This window comes from Actibacterium sp. D185-2 (assembly GCF_054954595.1).
In genome coordinates, this window is record NZ_JBPWNX010000004.1 from 173252 (window position 1) to 192514 (window position 19263).

Sequence of the window (19263 nt, forward strand, 5' to 3'; positions counted from 1 at the left end):
CCCCCTGCCCGGCCCCTCAGATCAGCTTGCGCGTCGGGGCGTCGATGGGCAGGAATTCGACCGCGCTGCCGCGCACCGGCTGCGGATAAAGCTTCATCAGCTCCAGCACCTCGATCGGCATCCCGACCGTGACCGGCAGGCCCAGCTCCTGCGCCTCGGGCGCCATCAGCGCATAGTCGTGGGTCCAGTGGCCGCCGACCAGCTTTTCGGCCAGCGCCTCGGCCTCGGGCAGGGCCATGCGCGGGGTCAGTACCTCGACCGCGCCGCGCTTGAGCTGCGCAATCGCCTTTTCGCTGACATCGGCCAGCACCATCGTCAGGTCCGAGACATGCTCGACCGGCTTGGCATCGCGCGCCCGCACGATGCTGGCCCCCGGAAGGCCCAGGATCTGCGGGTCGATCGGGCCCAGCATGGAAAACTCGCCCAGCACGATTTCATCGGCGGCCAGCGCGATCAGTGTGCCGCCCGACATCGCATAGATCGGTACCAGGACCGTCACCTTGGCCGGGTGCGCCTCCAGTGCGCGGGCGATCTGCTGGGCCGCGATGACCAGCCCGCCGGGCGTGTGCAGCACCAGGTCGATCGGCATGTCCGCCGGGGTTTCCTTGATCGCGGCGATGATGGTCTGGGCATCCTCCAGGTCGATATGTTTCGAGATGTTCATCCCGAACATGTTGCGCTGTTCCTGGCGGTGGATCATCGTGATCAGCCGCGCGCCCCGCTTCCGCCCGATCGCCCGGATCGCCTGCGCCCGGCGCATCGCGAACAGTCGGCTTGCCACCATCGGCTGCAAGACCATCACGAGAAGAAAGAGAAAGAAGAGACCTGAAAGTTCCGTCGGCATGGCGTCACTGATTCCCTGCAATTTCGACGCAGCTTAGCATTCCGGCGGGCGGACGCCGCCCGAAACCGTGCGATTTCGCCCCGCCCCCAGCGTCAGATCGTCCCACAGGGGGAGCAAAGCACGCCGACATTGCACGGGAGCGATTGAAAATTCCCCGATTTGCGGCATACTCGCCGCATTCTCCAGACAGGGATGACGACGGGCCAACCGCCGCGCCCCCCGGATCGAGGCAGACAGATGAAAAAACTGGTTTTGGCGGCGGTGATCGTCGTAACGACAACCCCCATGGTATCGGCCGGCGCGATCGAACGCGCCTGCCTGAGCTCGGATCGCAAGGCCGCCTCGCGCAGCCTGTGCGGCTGCATTCAGCAGGCCGCGGATCTGACGCTGGACCGCAGGGATCAGCGCATGGCCGCGAAATTCTTCAAGGACCCGCACAAGGCGCAGGAAATCCGCCAGTCGGACAACCGCAGCGACGAAGCGTTCTGGCTCCGCTACAGGCAGTTCGGCACCACCGCCGAAACCTATTGCGGCTGATCCGGCTTCAACGCTGCGCCAGCGTGTCCAACAGGCCCCGGCTGGCCGCTTCGACCAGATCCAGCACCAGATCGAACCCGCCCTCGTAATAGGGGTCGGGTATTTCGATGCGTCCGGTATCGGCATAGGTCAGGAACAGCGCGACCGGGGTTTCGCTGTCGATCGGGCGCATCCGCTCCAACACGGCGACATTGGCGCGATCCATCGCCAGGATCAGGTCGAACCGGCCGAAATCGGCCGCCGTGGCCTGTTGCGCGCGCAGGGCGCTCAGGTCATAGCCGCGCGCGGCCGCCGCTTGCGCGGCGCGCGCATCGGGCGGATCGCCCAGATGCCAGTTGCCGGTTCCCGCACTTTCGACATGCACATCCAGCCCGGTCTTGGCGGCCATATGCGCGAACACCCCGTGCGCGGTGGGCGAGCGGCAGATATTGCCAAGGCAGACGAACAGGATTCGGGTGGTCATCGGCGCCTCCGTTTTGCAAAGTGATAGCGCAAAGGGGACGCCATGACCAAGATCGTCATTCTGACCGGCGCGGGGATTTCCGCCGAAAGCGGGCTGGGCACGTTTCGCGACAAGGACGGGCTGTGGACGCAATACGACCTGCAACAGGTCGCCACACCCGAAGGCTTTGACCGCAATCCCGCCCTTGTGCATGAATTCTACAATGCGCGGCGCAAGAACTGTACCGAGGCCACACCAAACGCCGCACATCACGCGCTGGCGAAGTTGGAAAACTGCTATTCCGGCGAGGTTCTGATCATCACCCAGAATGTCGACGACCTGCATGAACGGGCCGGGTCAAAGGCCGTATGGCACATGCATGGCGCGTTGACGCGCGCCCGCTGCGCCGCCTGTGGCCACCGCTGGGATGCGCCCCCGGTGATGCGGCCCGACGACCCCTGCCCGGCCTGCGCCAGCGGCCCCACCCGGCCCGACATCGTGTGGTTCGGCGAATTTCCGTTCCATATGGACGCGATCTGGGACGCGCTGCGTACCGCCGACCTGTTCGTGTCGATCGGCACCTCGGGCAATGTCTATCCCGCCGCCGCCTTCGTGCAGGACGCCGCCCGCGCCGGGGCCGATACGCTGGAGCTGAACCTGGAACCGTCGCTGGGCGCGCATGACTTTGCCGAGGTCCGGCAAGGCCCCGCCACCCGGACCGTACCCGACTGGGTCGCGGAAATGCTGGCACGGGACGGCTAGCGGAACTCAGGTCCGTGCGCCCAGATGGTCAGCGAAAACCGCTCGCCCGCCGTCACTGGCGTGACCCGGTGCAGCACGAAGCTGGGAAACAGGGTCGCCGTGCCGCAATTGCGGTTAGCCGCGTGGATATGCGAATCCGGCATCAATTCCAGCACACCGCCGTCATACCCGCCCGGCTGCGACAGCTGCACCACCATGGTCAGCTTGCGCTTGCGTGCCACCGGGCCGTCGCCGATGTCGGAATGCCAGGAAAAATGCCCCTGCCGCGCGCCGTCATAACAGGCGACCTGGGCGCTTTCGGCGAATTCGCGCAGATCGAAGCCAAAGCTTTTGCGGTTGGCCTCTGCCACCACCGCTATGATGCGGTCCATCACCCATCCGGCGCCGTCACGCTCGTCCAGCCAGGCGATATCGGCGCGGCGCAGGTTGTGGTTGGCCACCCCGCCCACCAACCCGGCATCGTCCATGCGACCGCCCCGCGACAGCGTGACGATCCGTTCGCATTCATCGGGGGTGAAAGCATCGGGACAGGTATGGGCGGTGTGCATAAGCGCTCCGGGAATCGGCGATCCAGCAAGGATGCGCGACTGCCTGCGCCGTGTCGCGGCGGGAAACGACAGGGAGGTCGCTTCCCGCCTTCGGGCAACATGTTGCCCGCAGCCCGGTTTCAGGATCGGAGGGACACAGTACCGACACCGGCCGGGTAGTCCAAAGGCCGGGCGCGCCCGCCTTAGTTGGTGCTGTTCATCTGCATCTGGCCGCTGCCCATGCCGGAATGGTTCATCATCCCGTGCATCGGCTTGCGCGTCAGATCGACGGGGATCTGCACGGTCATGTCGCCGGCCTGCTCGAAGGTCAGCGTCACCACGACCGTATCGCCCTGCGCCAGCGACCGGGTCAGGCCCAGGAACATCACATGGTCGCCGCCACGGGCCAGCGCATGACTGCCGCCGGCAGGAACGGGAAAGCCCTCCTCGACCTCGATCATCTGCATGACGTCGTTGGCATCCTGGATATGGGTGTGCAGCTCGACCCGCTCGGCCACGTCGGACGCGGCGCCGATCAGCCGGTCGTCGGTGTCGCCCGCGTTGTGCAGCACCATGAAGGCCGCGCCGGATTTCGACATCATGGTCGAGGCGCGGGCATAGGGGTCTTCCACGGTGATATCGCCGGCAAAGGCGGGCAGTGCGGTGGAACATGCGGCCACGGCCGCGAATACGGTGTTCTTGAGGGACATGTCGTCCTCCTGATCCATTTGTGTGTTGCCTGGTCGAAAAAACGTCTGATCAGACCGGCACAGGCGGATCGCGGGCGGTGGCGCGCAGGCGCGCGGCCCCGGCGCTGGCCAGGCGCGCGGGCAGGCGCAGGGTTTCGCCATTGGCCAGCAGGCGCCGCGGCAGAACCGGCAACGGCGCATCGACGGATACGAAAGAGGCAACCGCGTCGGGGCACAGATGCGGCGGGCCGACCGGGTTGCCGTCGGCATCGACGCGGATAACCTGAAGCCCCAGCCCCGAACAAATCTCGACCTCGCCCATGGCCGGTGCATGGCCCCGCGCGGCGGCCAGCGTCAGCGACGTCAGGCCAAGCATCAGCGCCAGCAGCACGGCGATATAGGGGCGGGTCCGGGTCATCGGGGCGTTATACCGCCGACCTTCCCCCAAGGGGAAGCGTCAAAAGGAAGCGGCCCCGCCATTTCTGGCAGGGCCGCATATCTTTTCATCCGCAAAGGGATCAGGCGGCGGCCTGGGCCTTCGTGATGTCTTTCTTGATTTTCAGCGCCGTCGTGGACAGCTCGACATCCTTGGCTTTCGCCAGGAACGCATCGAGGCCCCCACGATGGTCGACAGTGCGCAGCGCCGATGCCGACACGCGCAGCTTGAAAGAGCGGCCCAGCGTGTCAGAGATCAGCGTCACGTCGTTCAGATTCGGCAGGAACCGGCGGCGGGTCCTGTTTTTGGCGTGGCTGACATTGTTGCCAGACATCGGGCCTTTTCCGGTCAGTTCGCAGACGCGCGACATGGGTCTCTTCCTTGTCTCATAAACACTAAGGCACCGCAAAAGCAGCGCCTCGAATTCCGTTTGGGTGCTTTAAGTGCAAATGGCGGGGGGCGTCAAGTGATTCATTGGCTGAATCCTCAGCACAATCGGCCCCCGGCGCCGACAAAGCGCCCGTTCGCCTGCCACCCGTGATCCCGGCAAGGACCCTTGTTCCCTCGTCCCGCGCTTTATGTATAGTGAAGGGGCAGCGCATCACGCGCGCCGCAGGCCCCGCCCGAAACCGCCGTAACGGCCCCCGTCGGGGCCCCAGAAAGCGCCATATATATGCACATTGTCTGCCATATCCCAACCGTTGACGACACCACAGAAGGATCCGCGCAGCACCTGCCGGTCCGGACCGCGCCATGCTGATCCGGTTCGGCTATGATATCACCGTCACCTGCCCGCAGCCCACACCGATGGTGTGCCTGTTGTCGATGCGTGACGAACGACGGGCGGACCTGCGCGCCGCCGAACAGGTGGTGACCAATCCCGATGTGGACACGACACGCTATCGTGACATCTATGGCAATTCCTGCCTGCGCTTCGTCGCGCCGCCGGGGGATTTTTCGCTTTGGGGCGACGGGACGGTGGCCGATAGCGGCATGCCCGACCCGGTGGACTGGAACGCACGCGAGACCCCGATCGCGCAATTGCCCGACGAGTGCCTGCTTTATCTTCTGGGCAGCCGCTATTGCGAGGTCGAAAAGCTGAGCCAGATGGCGTGGGACATGTTCGGCAACACCCCGCCCGGCTGGGCGCGGGTGCAGGCGATCTGCGATTTCGTGCATAACCACATCGCCTTCGACTATATGAACGCCCGTGTCACCCGCACCGCGTATGAAGCCTGGCAGGAACGCACCGGGGTGTGCCGCGACTATGCCCACCTGGCGATCACGCTGTGCCGCTGCATGAATATCCCGGCGCGCTATATCAACGGCTATCTGGGCGATATCGGTGTGCCGATCCTGAATCCGATGGATTTCAGCGCCTGGATGGAGGTCTATGTCGGTGGCCGCTGGGTCACCTTCGATCCGCGCAACAACAAGCCCCGGATCGGGCGTATCGTGGTGGCGCGCGGGCGGGATGCGACGGATGTGCCGCTGATCCATTCCTTCGGGCCGCACATCCTGAAATCGTTCCGGGTCTGGACCTATGAGACCACGGAGGCGGACCCGGCATAGGCCCGGCTATTGCGGCGGCGGATCGTCCGAAAGCTGCGCCATGACCTCATAAAGCAGCCCGCGCAGCCGTTCGATATCCTGTGCGGGCATGTCCTTCAGATGGCCGCGCAGGATATCGGGCACATCGCGCGCCCGGTCCTTCATCGCGTGGCCTTCTGCGGTGAGGGCGACCAGCACACGGCGCTGATCCGCGTCGTCGCGAAGGCGGCGCACCAGCCCCGCCGCCTCCAGCCGTTTCAGCAATGGCGTCAGGGTGCCACTGTCCAGATGCAGGGCCTGCCCCAGCGCACCGACCGACCGCGGCGCACTTTCCCACAGTGCCATCAGCACCAGATATTGCGGATAGGTCAGCCCAAGGGGACCCAGCGCCGCGCGATACTTGCGCGTCAGAAGATGCGACGCCGCATACAGCGGAAAGCAGATCTGGCGCTCCAGGCGCTGGGGGTCGTCCGTTTCGGTCATCCGGCCTTACTCGACATGGGTCACGAGCCCGACCTCTATATTCCCTTTCACCGCATTTGAATACGGGCACACGGCGTGGGCGGCTGCCACCAGCGCCTCTGCCTCGGGCTGGGTCATGCCCTTGATCGTCGTCTCCAGCGCGACGGACAGCACAAAGCCGCCCTCCGCATTCGCGCCAAGCCCGACAGTGGCCACCACCGTGACATCGTCATCCGCAAGGGACAGTTTCTTGCGGCTGGCCACATGCAGGATGGCGTTTTCGAAACAGGCGGCATAGCCGCCGGCGAAAAGCTGTTCGGGATTCGTCGCCATTCCGGTACCGCCCATGGCCTTGGGCAGGGAAAGCGGCAGGTCAAGCAGGCCATCATCGCTGATGATACGGCCCTTGCGGCCGCCGACGGCCGTTACGCGGGTCTGATAGGAAGCCATTGAAATGTCCTTCGGGTTGGGTTTCACGGATTGCCCAACATGAATTGCACGCAATTATATTGTGCACAATTGATATTTTCGTGATCGCCCCGCATCACCCCCGTTCGGCCAGCTCTGCCAGCATATCCGCCGCCGCCCCCGACACGCTGGCCTCGCCCCGCGCCACCGCCGCGCCCAGCGTCGCCATCCGCGCGCGTATCCTGGGGTCACGCTCCAGCCGGGCCAGCAGGCCCAGGCGAACCTCTTCGCCGAACCAGTGGCGGGCCTGCTCGGCGCGGCGGGCGTCGAAATGGCCATTCTCGCGCCGCCAAGCGGCCAGCGCCTGCATCTCGTCCCAGGCCTTTTGCAGCCCCTCCTCCTCCAGCGCGGACACCGTCATCGCCTTGGGAAAACCTTCGGGGTCCTGCGGGCGTTTGCGCAGCAGGCGCAGGGCCCCCGCGTAATCGGCACAGGTACGCATGGCGGCGGATTTCAGATCGCCATCGGCCTTGTTGACCAGAATGATATCGGCCATTTCCATGATGCCGCGCTTGACGCCCTGCAATTCATCCCCCCCCGCCGGGGCCAACAGCAGGATAAAGAGATCGGCCATTTCGGCCACCATGGTTTCCGACTGGCCCACGCCCACGGTTTCGATCAGCACGATATCGAACCCCGCCGCCTCGCACAGGGCCACCGCATCGCGGGTGCGCCGCGCCACGCCGCCGAGCGCGGTCTGGCTGGGCGAGGGGCGGATGAAGGCGTTCGGCTCGCGCGTCAGCCGCTCCATCCGCGTCTTGTCGCCCAGGATCGAGCCACCCGAACGGGCCGAACTGGGATCAACCGCCAGCACCGCCACGCGCAGCCCCTGCCCCGTCAGCATCATGCCGAAGCTTTCGATGAAGGTGGATTTGCCGACACCGGGTGTGCCCGACAGCCCGATGCGCAGCGCCTGCCGCCCGCTGCCCGCCAGCCGGTCCAGCAGCGCGCGGGCCAGGGCGCGGTGATCGTCGCGCCTGCTTTCGACAAGCGTGATCGCGCGGGCCAGCGCCCGGCGTTCGCCCGCGCGGATGCGGTCTGCAAGTTCGGCGATATCCATTGCGGCCTCCGGCTGATCTGAAGGCCTGTTTGCCCTTGCCGGGCCCGCCCTGTCCAGAGCAGAGGCAGGATTTTCCGGCGATGCCGCCGGTTTGCGAGCAGCGGGCGGGCCACGGGCCGCCATGGCCGGGATGGGGTGCGGGCATCGCGCGGCTTGCGCATCCGCAGCCTGACCTTCCGCCCTGTTCCGCCGGCACTGGCCCCGCCGCCGCAAATCACCGATAACGGCGGGATGAAGCGCTTTGCCCTGCCGATCGACGATGCCCTGCCCGACCTGCTGCGCGCCCTGCGCGACGCGGGCCGCGCGGTGCTGCAGGCCCCGCCCGGCGCGGGCAAGACCACCGTGGTGCCGCTGGCCATGCTGGAGGCCGGGCTGACCAAGGGCCGCATCCTGATGCTGGAACCCCGGCGCCTGGCCGCCCGCGCCGCCGCCGAGCGGATGGCCGAAACCCTGGGGGAACCCGTGGGCGCGACCGTGGGCTACCGCATCCGGGGCGAGGCGAAGGTTGGCAAAACGACCCGGATCGAGGTGGTGACCGAAGGCATCCTGACCCGCATGATTCAGTCCGACCCGGCGCTGGACGGCATCGGCGCGGTGATCTTCGACGAATTCCACGAACGCTCGCTGAATGCCGATCTGGGCCTCGCCCTGACATGGGAGGTGCGCGAGGCGCTGCGCGACGATCTGCTGGTGCTGGTCATGTCGGCCACGCTGGACGCGGCCCCGGTGGCCGCGCTGCTGAACGACGCGCCGGTGATCACGTCGCAGGGGCGCAGCTTTCCGGTCGAAACCCGCTGGCTGGAGCGGCCCCTGCCCAAGGGCCAGCGCTATGAGCCTGCCGTCGCCGCGCTGGTGGAACAGGCGGTGGCGGAAACGACCGGCGGCGTTCTGGTCTTCCTGCCCGGCGAGGGCGAGATTCGGCGGGTCGAGGGATTGCTGAAAGGCCACCTGCCCGCGGATTGCGCGATTCGCCCGCTGTTCGGCGCGATGGACTTTGCAGCCCAACGCGCCGCCATCGCCCCGGCCCAGACCGGGCGCAAGGTGGTGCTGGCGACATCGATCGCCGAAACCTCGCTGACCATTCAGGATATCCGCGTGGTGGTCGATGGCGGCCGCGCGCGCCGCGCGCGGTTCGATCCCAATTCAGGCATGTCGCGGCTGGTGACCGAACGGGTGACCCGGGCCGAGGCCGAACAGCGGCGCGGCCGCGCGGGCCGGGTGGCGGACGGCACCTGTTACCGGCTCTGGACCCGCGGCGAGGAAGGCGGGCTGATGCCCTTTCCCCCGGCTGAAATCGAATCCGCCGATCTGACCGGGCTGGCGCTGGAACTGGCGCTGTGGGGCGCGCAAGGGCCCGAGGGGCTGGCCCTTCTGACCGCGCCCAACCCCGGCGCCATGGCCGAGGCACGCGCGCTGCTGACGCAGCTGGGCGCGCTGGATCGCGCGGGCCGGATCACCGATCACGGGCGCGCGCTGGCCGCGCTGCCGCTGCACCCGCGTCTGGGCCATATGCTGCTGCGCGCGGGCAAGGCCGCGGCCCCGCTGACCGCCCTGCTGGCCGAGCGTGACCCGCTGCGCGGTGCGCCCGTCGATCTGGCCCTGCGGCTGGAGGCGGTGACCGATCCGCGCGGCTTTGCCCAGCGCCGCCCCTATACCGCCAATCGCGGCGTGGTCGAACGTATCCGAACCGAAGCCAGGCGCCTGGGCCGCGCCGCCCCCGATGCGCCCGCGATGAGCGTGGCAGAAATGGCCGCGCTGGCCTATCCCGACCGTATCGGGCTGCGCCGCAAGGGTGACGCGCCACGCTTCGTGCTGTCGGGCGGGAAGGGCGCGCTGGTGGATGACGGCGACCCGATGGCGGGCAGCCGCCTGATCGTCGCGCTGGATCTGGACGGCGACGCGCGCGAGGCCCGCGTGCGGCTGGCCGCCCATCTGACCGAGGCCGAGCTGCGCGGGCTTTTTGCGGATCAGATCGCCTGGGCCGATATCTGCGAATGGTCCAGGCGCCAGCGCCGGGTGGTGGCAAGGCGGCGCGAGATGTTCGGCGCGCTGGTGCTGGAAGATCGCGTGTGGAAGGACGCGCCGCCCGATGCGGTGGCCCGCGCCATGCTAGACGGTGTGCGCGAGCTGGGCCTGCCCTGGTCGGATGCCGCGCGCCGGTTGCAGGCACGGGTGGAGTTGCTGCGCTATGAGGGGGCCGCGATGCCCGATTTTTCCGATACCGGGCTGATGGCGCGGCTGGATGACTGGCTGCTGCCGCATCTGAATGGTGTAAAAAGCGCCGAAGATCTGAAACGCTTCGATCTGACCGGTACGCTGCGCGCCGCACTCAGTTGGGACGAGGCGCAGATACTGGACCGGCTGGCACCGTCGCAATTCACCACCCCGCTGGGACGCAAGGTACCGATCGACTATGGCGGCGAGGCACCGGCGATCGCCCTGCGGCTGCAGGAAATGTTCGGCGTCACCACCCACCCCACGGTCGGGCCCAAGCGCCTGCCGCTGCGCATCACCCTGCTGTCGCCGGGTCAGCGCCCGGTGCAGGTAACGATGGATTTGCCCGGGTTCTGGGCCAATTCCTATGCCGATGTGCGCAAGGATATGCGCGGGCGATACCCCCGACACCCCTGGCCCGAGGACCCCACCCAGGCCGACCCCACGCTGCGGGCGAAACCGCACGGCTGACGGGCGCAACAGGGTTCTGTCAGACCACGCCAAACCCGCTTGCCAAGGCCGCGAAAGCCGATATCGTGGACTTCGGACACACGCGGCAGGGAGCAGATTTGCCGATGGATATTTCCCCCGATCTGTCACCTGCCGCGTCCCCGGATCTTTTTCCATTGCACCGGCAGGTCGCCGCCCTGTGCTATCGCCGGCGCGAGGGCGAAACCAACATCCTGTTGCTGACAAGCCGGGGCCAGGGCCGCTGGATCCTGCCCAAGGGCTGGCCGATTGCGGGGCTCGACGACGCGGGTTCCGCGCTTCAGGAAGCGTGGGAAGAGGCCGGGGTCAAATCGGGCCGCGTCGCCCCGCGCCCGATCGGCAGCTTTTGCTACAGCAAGCGGCTGAAGGGGGCCGGACGGATCTGGGTCCGGGCCGACATCTTTCCGGTCGAGGTCACCAGACTGGCGCGCACCTGGCCCGAATTCAAAGAACGCAAGCGGGCCTGGGTCACGCCGCAAAAAGCCGCCCGTCTGGTGCGCGACCCCACGCTGCGCGACATTTTGCGGGTCTTCTGACCCGGGGACAGGGGGCCGCTATACCCCCAGGCAATATCGCATCACCGCCTTTTGCGCATGCAGACGGTTTTCGGCCTCGTCGAAGATCACCGAATGCGGGCCGTCCATCACCGCGCTGGTCGCCTCGTCGTCGCGGTGGGCGGGCAGGCAATGCATGAACAGCGCGTCAGGCTTGGCATGGGCCATCAGCGCCTCGTTCACCTGATAGGGACGCAGCTGATTGTGCCGCCGCTCGCGCGCCGATTGCGGATCGTGCATGCTGACCCAAGTGTCGGTGACCACCAGGTCGGCGCCCGCCACCGCCTGCGCCGGGTCGCGAATGATCTCGACCTTCGAGCCCTTGGCGCGGGCCTCGTCCAGAAACACCGCTTCGGGGTCCAGCGTCGGCGGGCCGGTAAAGACCATGTCGAACCCGAACTGGCCCGCCGCCTGCACGAACGAGGCGAACACATTGTTGCCGTCCCCGGCCCAGACCACCTTCTTGCCCTTGATGGGGCCGCGATGCTCCTCATAGGTCAGGATATCGGCCATGATCTGGCAGGGATGGGTGCGGTTGGTCAGCCCGTTGATCACCGGCACCGTGGCATATTCCGCCATCTCCAGCAGGGTCTGTTCCTCGAACGTGCGGATCATGATCAGATCGACATAGCGCGACAGCACCCGGGCGGTGTCGGCGATCGTCTCGCCATGCCCAAGCTGCATGTCCTGGCCCGACAGCACCATGGTCTGCCCGCCCATCTGGCGCACGCCCACATCAAACGACACGCGCGTCCGGGTCGAGGGTTTCTCGAAGATCAGCGCCACCATATGGCCTGCCAGCGGCAGCGCGTCATCCGGCGTCCCCTTGGGGCGGCCGTTGCGGGCGGATTTCATCGCCAGCGCGCTGTCGATCATGCCCCGCAAATCGGCGGGGTCGGTTTTGTCGATATCCAGAAAGTGCATCATGTTCCCGTCCCTTGCGGTCGTATCATTGCGCCGGTGCGGCGGCCTCGATTGCGCTGGCGGCTCTGTCCAGCCGCGCGATGGCCTCGGCGATATCCTCATCGGTGATGTTCAGCGCGGGCAGCAGCCGCACCACATTGTCGGCCGCCGGCACGGTCAGAAGGTGCTGCGCATAGCCCGCCTTGACCACATTCGTATTCGGCGCGCGGCATTTCAGCCCCAGCATCAGCCCCGATCCGCGCACGGATTCGAATATATCCGGGTGCCCCGCCACCAGCCCTTCCAGCTTTTGCCGCATCAGGCCCGCCTTGCGGTTGACCTGAACCAGAAAGGCGTCGTCGGCGACGATCTCCATCACCTTCAGCCCGACCGCGCAGGCCAGCGGGTTGCCGCCATAGGTCGACCCGTGGGTGCCCGCCACCATACCACTGGCGGCCGCTTCGGTGGCCAGAACCGCACCCAGCGGAAAACCCCCGCCGATGCCCTTGGCCACCATCATGATATCGGGGGCAATGCCCGCCCATTCATGGGCGAACAGCTTGCCGGTACGGCCCATGCCGCATTGCACCTCGTCCAGGATCAGCAGCGTGCCGGTCTCGTCACACAGATCGCGCAACCCTTTCAGACACTGATCGGGCACCGGGCGGATGCCGCCTTCGCCCTGCACCGGCTCCAGCAGCACGGCGGCCACCTCGGGATCTTTCATCGCCGCAAACAGCGCGTCGTGATCGCCGAATTCCAGATGCACGAAACCGGGCAGCAACGGGCCGAAGCCCTTGGTCATCTTCTCCGACCCCGCCGCCGCGATCCCGGCCGAGGACCGGCCATGGAACGACCCCGAGAAGGTAATGATCTTGACCCGCTCCGGCTGCCCTTTGTCATACCAGTATTTGCGCGCCATCTTGACCGCCAGCTCGCAGGCCTCGGTGCCGGAATTAGTGAAAAACACCGTATCGGCAAAGGTCTTTTCGACCAGCGCATCGGCCAGCGCCTTCTGTTCCGGGATCTGATACAGATTGGACAGATGCCACAGCTTGCCCGCCTGTTCGGTCAGCGCGGCAATCAGATCGGGGCTGGCATGGCCCAGCACATTCACCGCGATGCCCGCGCCCAGATCCAGATATCGCGAACCATCCGCCTCGGTCAGCCAGGAGCCCGCGCCACTGACAAAACTCAGCGGGGCCCGGTTATAGGTCGGCAGAATGGTCGGGATCATGGCTGTAATCCTTGCGAATGGAAGCCCGATAGGTGCCTCAGGCACGGGGGCAAGTCAACGATGTGAAAAAGAGGGGGCGTGCCATGCACGCGGGATCAGGCGTCAGACGCGGGTGGTGCGTCGGCGTCGCAAAGGGGCGATATGGGGGCGCGTGATCATGGCGCAAGTCGATAGCGGCAAAGCACCGCGCTGTCCAGATGCGAAGTGCCCCGCGCCGAAAACATCCGCCTCCGGTCTTCTTTTTCGTAAAAATATCCTCGCCGAAGGCACATCGCGCGCCCGGCAGGGCGCGTGAAAACAAAAGATGTGGCGCGGCACGCGCCGCCGTTTCCTTACGCCTTCAGCCGATAGCCCCGCCGGAACCAGTACCAGCACAGGCCAAGCACCGCCGCCGTCGATCCGGCGCACACTGCCAACCCCAGCCAGGGCGAGCTGTCGGAGACGCCCAGAAAACCGTACCGCACCCCGTCGATCAGATAGAAGACCGGGTTGAAATGGGTGATCCGCTGCATCAGCGGCGGCAATGTCTCGATCGAATAGAAGGTGCCCGACAGAAAGCTCAGCGGCGTGACCATGAAATTGGTGATCGCCGCCATCTGGTCGAACTTGTTGGCAAAGATCCCCGCCACCATGCCCAGCCCGCTCAGGAACGCCGCGCCCAGCAGCACGAAAACCACCGCCCAGATCGGATGCGCCAGCCCGGTGCCCAGCACCGCCAGCAGCACCGCGCCGATCGCCACCGCCACCAGTGCGCCGCGCGCCACGCCGCCCGCGACATAGCCCAGCACCAGTTCACCCGCCGACAACGGCGGCATCAGCGTGTCCACGATATTGCCCTGCACCTTCGAGATCACGATCGAGGACGAGGTATTGGCAAAGGCGTTCTGGATCACCGTCATCATCAGAATGCCCGGCGCCAGGAACTGCACGAAGGGCACCCCCATCACCGCGCCGCGCGACGGGCCGATGGCCAGCGCGAAGACCGTCAGGAACAGCCCCGCCGTCACCAGCGGCGCCGCCAGCGTCTGGGTCCAGACCGCCAGAAAGCGGCTGACCTCACGCCGGATCAGCGTACCCAGTCCCAGCCAGTTGACCCGCCCGAAGCGGCGCACGCCCATCCCGGTTGAATTTTGCATTTCCGCCCCCAGATTCGCTTGCCTGTCGCACCGGGCTTGTATCCCGATGCCCCTGACGAATAGAATAGGGGCCAACCGAAAAACTTTTAGGGTGCCGGTACGGATCGGGCAAAGGCTCGCCGGTCGCCACAAGCCAAGGAAATGAGATGTCCTGGACCGAAGAGCGTGTCGAAACGCTGAAGAAAATGTGGGGCGAAGGTCAGTCGGCCAGCCAGATCGCCAAGGAACTGGGCGGGGTCACCCGCAATGCGGTGATCGGCAAGGTGCATCGGCTGGGCCTGTCGAACCGTGCCGGCAGCGGCACCGCGGCGAAACCCGCGGCCAAGGAAAAGCCCGCAGCCAAGCACGACGCCGCCGAAATGCCCAAGCCCGGCACCAACAAGCCCAAGGCCGCGGAACCGTCCGACAAACCGGCGCCCGCCCCTGCGGCGGCCGAAAGCCCGGCGCCCAGCACCCTGCCCGCGCGCAAGGCGATCATCCCCGCCGGCCAGCCGCTGCCGCCGCAACCCTCGGCCAATGAAATCAGCCCCGAAGCGCTGGCCTCGGTCCGCGAGGTCGAGAAGAAGGCCAAACGCCTGACCCTGATGGAGCTGACCGAGCGCACCTGCAAATGGCCGATCGGCGACCCCGCGACCGAGGATTTCTGGTTCTGCGGCCTGCCCGCCCAGCCCGGCAAGCCCTATTGCGAGGCCCATGTCGGCGTCGCCTTTCAGCCGATGAGCTCGCGCCGCGACCGCAAGCGCTAGGGTCAATCCCGGTGACATAACGATGCAAAGCCCCGGCCCGGCGCCGGGGCTTTTTCTGTACCCGATGCGCGACAGCGCGCCTGCGCCGACCTCGCACAACAGACAGATGATTGCGTTGACTGCCTACAAGTTGAAACAAATCGAACACAAAACTGCCTGAAAATTCTCATTTAACTGTACAACCTCGTAACTAGTATGCGTAAATCTTGAGCGATGAATATGATGCGGAACCGAGTATATACGATAGTGATCCTATGCCTTGGCCTGTCCGTGACAAGCTTCTCATGGTACGGGGTGCGCATCCTCGTGGATCGCGAGAACGCGCATGAATTCGACGATCAGGCGGATGAAATCACAAACGCGATTTCCGATCGGCTGGTTTCCTATGAGCAGGTGTTGTGGGGCGGCGTTGGTTTTCTCAACGCGACCGGGCAAATGGATCGAACCATGTGGCGCGATTATGTCGCGAGCCTGAAGGTAGAGGAACAGTGGCCCGGCATGCAGGGCATGGGGCTGAGCGTGCCGGTGCTGCCGTCCGACAAGGCCGCACATATCGCCGCCATCCGCGAAGAAGGGTTTCCCGACTATACGATCCGGCCCGAAGGCAAGCGCGACGCCTATAGCGCGATCATTTTCCTGGAACCGTTCGACTGGCGCAATCAGCGCGCGTTCGGCTATGACATGTGGTCCAATCCGATGCGCCGGGCGGCAATGACCCGTGCAAGAGACACCGGCCTGGCCGCGCGCTCGGGGATCATCACCTTGGTGCAGGAAACCAACAAGGACGTGCAGCGCGGGTTCCTGACCTATGTGCCGGTCTATCAGAAAAACATGCCGCTCAAGGACGCCACGGATCGGCGCAGGGCCTTTATCGGCTGGGTCTACAGCCCGTTCCGGATGGGCGACTTCATGTCGGGTATCCTGCACGACGAGCTTTCCCACAGGGCGGCCCACATCTCCTATGAGATTTTTGACGGGACCGAAATCGCGCCGGACGCGCTTTTGTATGCCAGCCATGACATGGCGACCGAAACGACGGGTGGTGAAAGCCCGGCCATGACGAAGGTGAGGACAATCGGACTTCAGGGACACGACTGGACCGTTCGCTTCGCCGCGACCGGCATCGGTCAGGGCTGGCTTCTGGCCACCTTTCCCTGGATGGTCGCGGCTGCCGGCCTGTGCCTGACCGGGTGCGCGACCTATATGGTGGCGTCGCTGGCAAAGTTCGGCCAGCGGGCCGGTCGGCTTGTGAAGGCCCGAACCAAAAACCTGGAAGAAGAAAAGCGGATCGCGCAGGCCGCGCGGGAACAGGCGGAAGCCGCCAATCAGGAACTGGAATTCCTGCAAAAATACCTGAACGAACACGCGATCGTCAGCGAAATCGGTCTCGACGGCAAAATCATCGCTGTGAACGACAAGCTTTGCGAAGTTACCGGGTTCACCCGTGAAGAGCTGATCGGCCAGAGCCACGAGCTCCTGCACGCGCCCGGCGAGATCCAAGCGTTCTTCGACGAAATCTCAAGCGCCATCGAAAGCGGCAAGCCGTGGCGCGGCGAGATACGGAATATGAAAAAGGACGGAGGATTTTTCTGGGGCCTGGAAACGGTCGTTCCCTATCTGGACCGCGACGGGAACCCGGTAAAATATGTCGGCATACGAACCGATATCACCCTGCAAAAAGAGATGGAAAGCGCCGAGCGAAAGGCGGCGGATCACAAGATCAGCCAGCTTAAATCGTCGCTGGATCTGGACCGGGATGAAATATTCATGTGCCGGGCGGACAACCTGCAATTCATCTATCTGAACAAGGCCGCGCTGAAATCGCTGGGCCGGACCGAGGCTGAATGCCTGGGCAAGACACCGGCCGATATCGACCCGCGGTTCGATTCCGAAATGTTCAGAATGCAATCCGTGCCGCTGGTGACGGGCAGCCAGAACGCGCTTACGTTCGAACGGAGTACGGGTGCCCCCACCCCGATCGAAGTGACCGTGCAGCTGATCAAGCCCGAAGGCGAAGTGCCCCACTTCGTCGCCATCGTTCGCGATATCAGCGAACGCAAGAAAGGCGAAAAGGCGAAATCCGAGTTTCTGGCCACGGTCAGCCACGAGCTGAGAACGCCGCTGACATCGATCCGGGGCGCGCTTGGCCTGGTTCAGGCCGGAACCGCCGGCCCGCTGCCCGAAAAGGCCCAGTCCCTGCTGCAGGTTGCTTACCGGAACAGCGAACGCCTGTCGGCGCTGGTCAATGACATCCTCGATTTCGAAAAGCTTGAGTCCGGAAAGATGGAAATGGCGATGTCCCGGATGGATATCGCCCATGTGCTGCGCAGTTCGGTTCAGGCCAACGAAACCTATGCCGACAAGTTTCAGGTCCGTTTCGTGACCGAAGGCGACGATGAGCCGATCTTCGTGATCGGAAACGAAAGCCGGCTCATGCAGGTCATGGACAATCTGCTGTCCAATGCCGTCAAGTTTTCCCCCGTTGGCGGCACCGTCAAGGTTGCTCTGGTTCGGGGCGCGAGCAGTGCCCAGATCTTCGTCACGGACAGCGGCGCAGGCATCCCCGAAGCTGCCCAACCCTTCATATTCGATAAGTTCACCCAGGCGGATTCATCCGACACGCGCCACAGCGAAGGCACCGGGCTGGGCCTGAGCATCGCGAAGCTGATCGTTGATCAGCATGGCGGGGCCATCGGATTCACCAGCAAGCCCGGCCAGCAGACAACCTTCCATTTCAATATTCCCTATGTCGCAGCCGAAGGGCGGCCGATGGCCCTGGGCTAAGCGCGCGGCTCCGCGATTATACGTTCCGATTACGATTTTCGGTGCGTGTGCGCGCCCGGCGTAATACGATCGGCCCCATGTTCGCTGTTCTCAGGCATCCCGTTTACGCCCGCCTCTTTGCCGCGCAGGTTATTGCCCTGCTGGGCACCGGGTTGTTGTCGGTGGCGCTTGGCCTGCTGGCCTTCGATCTGGCCGGGGCACGGGCCGGGGCAATTCTGGGCACCGCCTATGCGATCAAGATGCTGGCCTATGTCGGGCTGGCCCCGGTCGCGGCTGCGCTTACTGAACGCCTGCCGCGCAAGGCGGTGCTAATCGGCGCCGATCTGATCCGTGCGGCGGTGGCGCTGTGCCTGCCCTTCGTTGATGCGATCTGGCAGATCTATGGGCTGATCTTCGTGCTGCAGGCGGCCTCGGCCAGTTTCACACCCGCGTTTCAGGCCACGATCCCCGACATCCTGCCCGACGAGGCCGCGTATACCAAGGCGTTGTCGCTCTCGCGGCTGGCCTATGAGCTGGAAAACCTGCTCAGCCCGGCGCTGGCGGGGGTGATGCTGTTGGTCATCAGCTATCACGGGCTGTTTGTCGGCACGGTCCTGGGCTTTGCCGGATCGGCCCTTCTGGTGGCGGGCGCGGCGCTGCCCGCCGTCCGGCCCGATCCGCACGTGCGACCGTTTCGCGAGCGGGTCACACGCGGCGCCCGCATCTATCTGGCCACGCCACGGCTGCGCGGGCTGCTAGCGCTGAACCTGAGCGCGGCGGCGGCGGGCGCCTTCGTGCTGGTCAACACCGTGGTTGTGGTCCGCGCGGGTTTCGGCGCGGACGAGGTCGCCGTGGCGCAGGCACTGGCCGCGTTCGGCGGCGGCGCGATGCTGGCCGCGCTGGCCCTGCCCGGGCTATTGGAACATCGCAGCGACCGAGCGGTGATGCTGCCCGCCGCGCTGGCGCTAAGCCTTCTGACATTGGGTCAGGCGGCGTGGACCGGGGCCTTCGGCCTGCCCGGCTGGGGCGCGTTTCTGGCGCTTTGGGCCACCACCGGCGCGCTTTATTCTGCGGTCGTGACGCCCTCGGGGCGGCTGCTGCACCGCTCCGCCCACGCACAGGACCGCGCCGCGGTCTTCACCGCGCAATTCGCGCTGTCGCATGCCTGCTGGTTGCTGACCTATCCGCTGGCGGGCTGGGCGGGCGAGGCATTGGGCCTGCCTGCCGCGATGGCCATTCTGGGCGCGGTCGCGCTGGCCGGGGTCGGGGCGGCGCTGGCGCTGTGGCCCGCGCACGAGCCCGGTGCGCTGGCCCATGCCCATCCCGATCTGCAGCCCGATCACCCGCATCTGCGCGCCCACCCCGGCCAGGGGCGGCACCACGCCCATGCCATTGTCATCGATGACGAACACCGGGTCTGGCCCGGCCAGGGATAAGTCCCCG

20 protein-coding genes are annotated in these 19263 nt (G+C 65.7%); 8 read left to right on the forward strand and 12 right to left on the reverse strand.

Features of this window, described 5'->3' with window-relative positions:
• Positions 1 to 16: 16 nt before the first annotated feature.
• Positions 17 to 844, reverse strand: coding sequence for an SDH family Clp fold serine proteinase (locus ACSR1C_RS09490; protein WP_460259114.1), 828 nt, complete (start codon positions 842 to 844; stop codon positions 17 to 19).
• 237 nt (positions 845 to 1081) lie between these two features.
• Between ACSR1C_RS09490 and ACSR1C_RS09495 the strand changes: the two genes are divergently transcribed.
• Positions 1082 to 1381, forward strand: coding sequence for a hypothetical protein (locus tag ACSR1C_RS09495; RefSeq protein WP_460259113.1), 300 nt, complete (start codon positions 1082 to 1084; stop codon positions 1379 to 1381).
• A 7-nt stretch (positions 1382 to 1388) separates the two neighbouring features.
• Here ACSR1C_RS09495 and ACSR1C_RS09500 read toward each other — a convergent pair whose 3' ends face one another.
• Positions 1389 to 1844 carry a low molecular weight protein-tyrosine-phosphatase gene (locus tag ACSR1C_RS09500; protein WP_460259112.1) on the reverse strand — a complete coding sequence of 152 codons (456 nt, stop codon included), beginning with the start codon at positions 1842 to 1844 and terminating at the stop codon, positions 1389 to 1391.
• Between the two features lie 42 nt (positions 1845 to 1886).
• Here ACSR1C_RS09500 and ACSR1C_RS09505 point away from each other — a divergent pair, with 42 nt between their 5' ends.
• On the forward strand, positions 1887 to 2585 hold the full coding sequence (locus ACSR1C_RS09505) for an NAD-dependent deacylase (RefSeq protein WP_460259111.1): 699 nt from the start codon (positions 1887 to 1889) through the stop codon (positions 2583 to 2585).
• On the opposite strand, the gene ACSR1C_RS09510 is transcribed toward ACSR1C_RS09505, so the two are convergent.
• The 4 genes from ACSR1C_RS09510 to rpmB form a co-directional block, all read right to left on the reverse strand.
• Positions 2582 to 3133: a 2OG-Fe(II) oxygenase gene (locus ACSR1C_RS09510; protein WP_460259110.1), complete on the reverse strand. Its 552-nt coding sequence runs from the start codon at positions 3131 to 3133 to the stop codon at positions 2582 to 2584. The two genes, ACSR1C_RS09505 and ACSR1C_RS09510, sit on opposite strands and share 4 nt — an antisense overlap.
• A 182-nt stretch (positions 3134 to 3315) precedes the next feature.
• Complete coding sequence (locus ACSR1C_RS09515) at positions 3316 to 3822, reverse strand: copper chaperone PCu(A)C (protein ID WP_460259109.1); 507 nt, start codon at positions 3820 to 3822, stop codon at positions 3316 to 3318.
• Positions 3823 to 3871: 49 nt separating this feature from the next.
• Positions 3872 to 4219 (reverse strand): hypothetical protein, encoded by a 348-nt coding sequence (locus ACSR1C_RS09520; protein ID WP_460259108.1) that lies wholly within the window; start codon positions 4217 to 4219, stop codon positions 3872 to 3874.
• Between the two features lie 100 nt (positions 4220 to 4319).
• Positions 4320 to 4607, reverse strand: coding sequence for a 50S ribosomal protein L28 (gene rpmB, locus ACSR1C_RS09525; protein WP_460259107.1), 288 nt, complete (start codon positions 4605 to 4607; stop codon positions 4320 to 4322).
• Between the two features lie 383 nt (positions 4608 to 4990).
• Between rpmB and ACSR1C_RS09530 the strand changes: the two genes are divergently transcribed.
• The gene (locus ACSR1C_RS09530; protein WP_460259106.1) at positions 4991 to 5809 is read left to right on the forward strand and encodes a transglutaminase-like domain-containing protein; all 819 of its coding nucleotides are present in this window, start codon (positions 4991 to 4993) and stop codon (positions 5807 to 5809) included.
• A 6-nt stretch (positions 5810 to 5815) separates the two neighbouring features.
• Here ACSR1C_RS09530 and ACSR1C_RS09535 read toward each other — a convergent pair whose 3' ends face one another.
• The 3 genes from ACSR1C_RS09535 to meaB form a co-directional block, all read right to left on the reverse strand.
• Positions 5816 to 6271: a MarR family winged helix-turn-helix transcriptional regulator gene (locus ACSR1C_RS09535; RefSeq protein WP_460259105.1), complete on the reverse strand. Its 456-nt coding sequence runs from the start codon at positions 6269 to 6271 to the stop codon at positions 5816 to 5818.
• Between the two features lie 6 nt (positions 6272 to 6277).
• Positions 6278 to 6700 (reverse strand): organic hydroperoxide resistance protein, encoded by a 423-nt coding sequence (locus ACSR1C_RS09540; protein WP_460259104.1) that lies wholly within the window; start codon positions 6698 to 6700, stop codon positions 6278 to 6280.
• 94 nt (positions 6701 to 6794) lie between these two features.
• Entirely contained in the window at positions 6795 to 7778 is a 984-nt protein-coding gene (gene meaB / locus ACSR1C_RS09545; protein WP_460259103.1) for a methylmalonyl Co-A mutase-associated GTPase MeaB, read from the reverse strand.
• A gap of 231 nt (positions 7779 to 8009) precedes the next feature.
• Between meaB and hrpB the strand changes: the two genes are divergently transcribed.
• A complete protein-coding gene (gene hrpB / locus ACSR1C_RS09550; RefSeq protein ID WP_460259292.1) occupies positions 8010 to 10463 on the forward strand; it encodes an ATP-dependent helicase HrpB in 2454 nt (817 codons plus the stop codon).
• Positions 10464 to 10567: 104 nt separating this feature from the next.
• Positions 10568 to 11017: an NUDIX hydrolase gene (locus tag ACSR1C_RS09555; RefSeq protein ID WP_460259102.1), complete on the forward strand. Its 450-nt coding sequence runs from the start codon at positions 10568 to 10570 to the stop codon at positions 11015 to 11017.
• Positions 11018 to 11035: 18 nt separating this feature from the next.
• On the opposite strand, the gene argF is transcribed toward ACSR1C_RS09555, so the two are convergent.
• The 3 genes from argF to ACSR1C_RS09570 all read right to left on the reverse strand — a co-directional run bounded on the left by argF (position 11036) and on the right by ACSR1C_RS09570 (position 14311).
• Positions 11036 to 11962: an ornithine carbamoyltransferase gene (argF, locus tag ACSR1C_RS09560; RefSeq protein WP_460259101.1), complete on the reverse strand. Its 927-nt coding sequence runs from the start codon at positions 11960 to 11962 to the stop codon at positions 11036 to 11038.
• A gap of 22 nt (positions 11963 to 11984) precedes the next feature.
• Complete coding sequence (locus ACSR1C_RS09565; protein ID WP_460259100.1) at positions 11985 to 13175, reverse strand: acetylornithine transaminase; 1191 nt, start codon at positions 13173 to 13175, stop codon at positions 11985 to 11987.
• Positions 13176 to 13507: 332 nt separating this feature from the next.
• Positions 13508 to 14311: an ABC transporter permease gene (locus ACSR1C_RS09570; RefSeq protein WP_460259099.1), complete on the reverse strand. Its 804-nt coding sequence runs from the start codon at positions 14309 to 14311 to the stop codon at positions 13508 to 13510.
• A 146-nt stretch (positions 14312 to 14457) separates the two neighbouring features.
• Here ACSR1C_RS09570 and ACSR1C_RS09575 point away from each other — a divergent pair, with 146 nt between their 5' ends.
• From ACSR1C_RS09575 to ACSR1C_RS09585, 3 genes are all read left to right on the forward strand, one after another.
• Complete coding sequence (locus tag ACSR1C_RS09575) at positions 14458 to 15057, forward strand: GcrA family cell cycle regulator (RefSeq protein WP_460259098.1); 600 nt, start codon at positions 14458 to 14460, stop codon at positions 15055 to 15057.
• 270 nt (positions 15058 to 15327) lie between these two features.
• Positions 15328 to 17841 (forward strand): CHASE domain-containing protein, encoded by a 2514-nt coding sequence (locus ACSR1C_RS09580; protein ID WP_460259097.1) that lies wholly within the window; start codon positions 15328 to 15330, stop codon positions 17839 to 17841.
• 77 nt (positions 17842 to 17918) lie between these two features.
• A complete protein-coding gene (locus ACSR1C_RS09585; protein ID WP_460259096.1) occupies positions 17919 to 19256 on the forward strand; it encodes an MFS transporter in 1338 nt (445 codons plus the stop codon).
• Positions 19257 to 19263: the final 7 nt, after the last annotated feature.

What these genes read in the sequence shown, in the direction of transcription:
- ACSR1C_RS09490 (WP_460259114.1), bottom strand. Translation starts at nt 844, where the DNA reads ATGCCGACGGAACTTTCAGGTCTCTTCTTTCTCTTTCTTCTCGTGATG.
- ACSR1C_RS09495 (WP_460259113.1), top strand. Translation starts at nt 1,082, where the DNA reads ATGAAAAAACTGGTTTTGGCGGCGGTGATCGTCGTAACGACAACCCCC.
- ACSR1C_RS09500 (WP_460259112.1), bottom strand. Translation starts at nt 1,844, where the DNA reads ATGACCACCCGAATCCTGTTCGTCTGCCTTGGCAATATCTGCCGCTCG.
- ACSR1C_RS09505 (WP_460259111.1), top strand. Translation starts at nt 1,887, where the DNA reads ATGACCAAGATCGTCATTCTGACCGGCGCGGGGATTTCCGCCGAAAGC.
- ACSR1C_RS09510 (WP_460259110.1), bottom strand. Translation starts at nt 3,133, where the DNA reads ATGCACACCGCCCATACCTGTCCCGATGCTTTCACCCCCGATGAATGC.
- ACSR1C_RS09515 (WP_460259109.1), bottom strand. Translation starts at nt 3,822, where the DNA reads ATGTCCCTCAAGAACACCGTATTCGCGGCCGTGGCCGCATGTTCCACC.
- ACSR1C_RS09520 (WP_460259108.1), bottom strand. Translation starts at nt 4,219, where the DNA reads ATGACCCGGACCCGCCCCTATATCGCCGTGCTGCTGGCGCTGATGCTT.
- rpmB (WP_460259107.1), bottom strand. Translation starts at nt 4,607, where the DNA reads ATGTCGCGCGTCTGCGAACTGACCGGAAAAGGCCCGATGTCTGGCAAC.
- ACSR1C_RS09530 (WP_460259106.1), top strand. Translation starts at nt 4,991, where the DNA reads ATGCTGATCCGGTTCGGCTATGATATCACCGTCACCTGCCCGCAGCCC.
- ACSR1C_RS09535 (WP_460259105.1), bottom strand. Translation starts at nt 6,271, where the DNA reads ATGACCGAAACGGACGACCCCCAGCGCCTGGAGCGCCAGATCTGCTTT.
- ACSR1C_RS09540 (WP_460259104.1), bottom strand. Translation starts at nt 6,700, where the DNA reads ATGGCTTCCTATCAGACCCGCGTAACGGCCGTCGGCGGCCGCAAGGGC.
- meaB (WP_460259103.1), bottom strand. Translation starts at nt 7,778, where the DNA reads ATGGATATCGCCGAACTTGCAGACCGCATCCGCGCGGGCGAACGCCGG.
- hrpB (WP_460259292.1), top strand. Translation starts at nt 8,010, where the DNA reads ATGAAGCGCTTTGCCCTGCCGATCGACGATGCCCTGCCCGACCTGCTG.
- ACSR1C_RS09555 (WP_460259102.1), top strand. Translation starts at nt 10,568, where the DNA reads ATGGATATTTCCCCCGATCTGTCACCTGCCGCGTCCCCGGATCTTTTT.
- argF (WP_460259101.1), bottom strand. Translation starts at nt 11,962, where the DNA reads ATGATGCACTTTCTGGATATCGACAAAACCGACCCCGCCGATTTGCGG.
- ACSR1C_RS09565 (WP_460259100.1), bottom strand. Translation starts at nt 13,175, where the DNA reads ATGATCCCGACCATTCTGCCGACCTATAACCGGGCCCCGCTGAGTTTT.
- ACSR1C_RS09570 (WP_460259099.1), bottom strand. Translation starts at nt 14,311, where the DNA reads ATGCAAAATTCAACCGGGATGGGCGTGCGCCGCTTCGGGCGGGTCAAC.
- ACSR1C_RS09575 (WP_460259098.1), top strand. Translation starts at nt 14,458, where the DNA reads ATGTCCTGGACCGAAGAGCGTGTCGAAACGCTGAAGAAAATGTGGGGC.
- ACSR1C_RS09585 (WP_460259096.1), top strand. Translation starts at nt 17,919, where the DNA reads ATGTTCGCTGTTCTCAGGCATCCCGTTTACGCCCGCCTCTTTGCCGCG.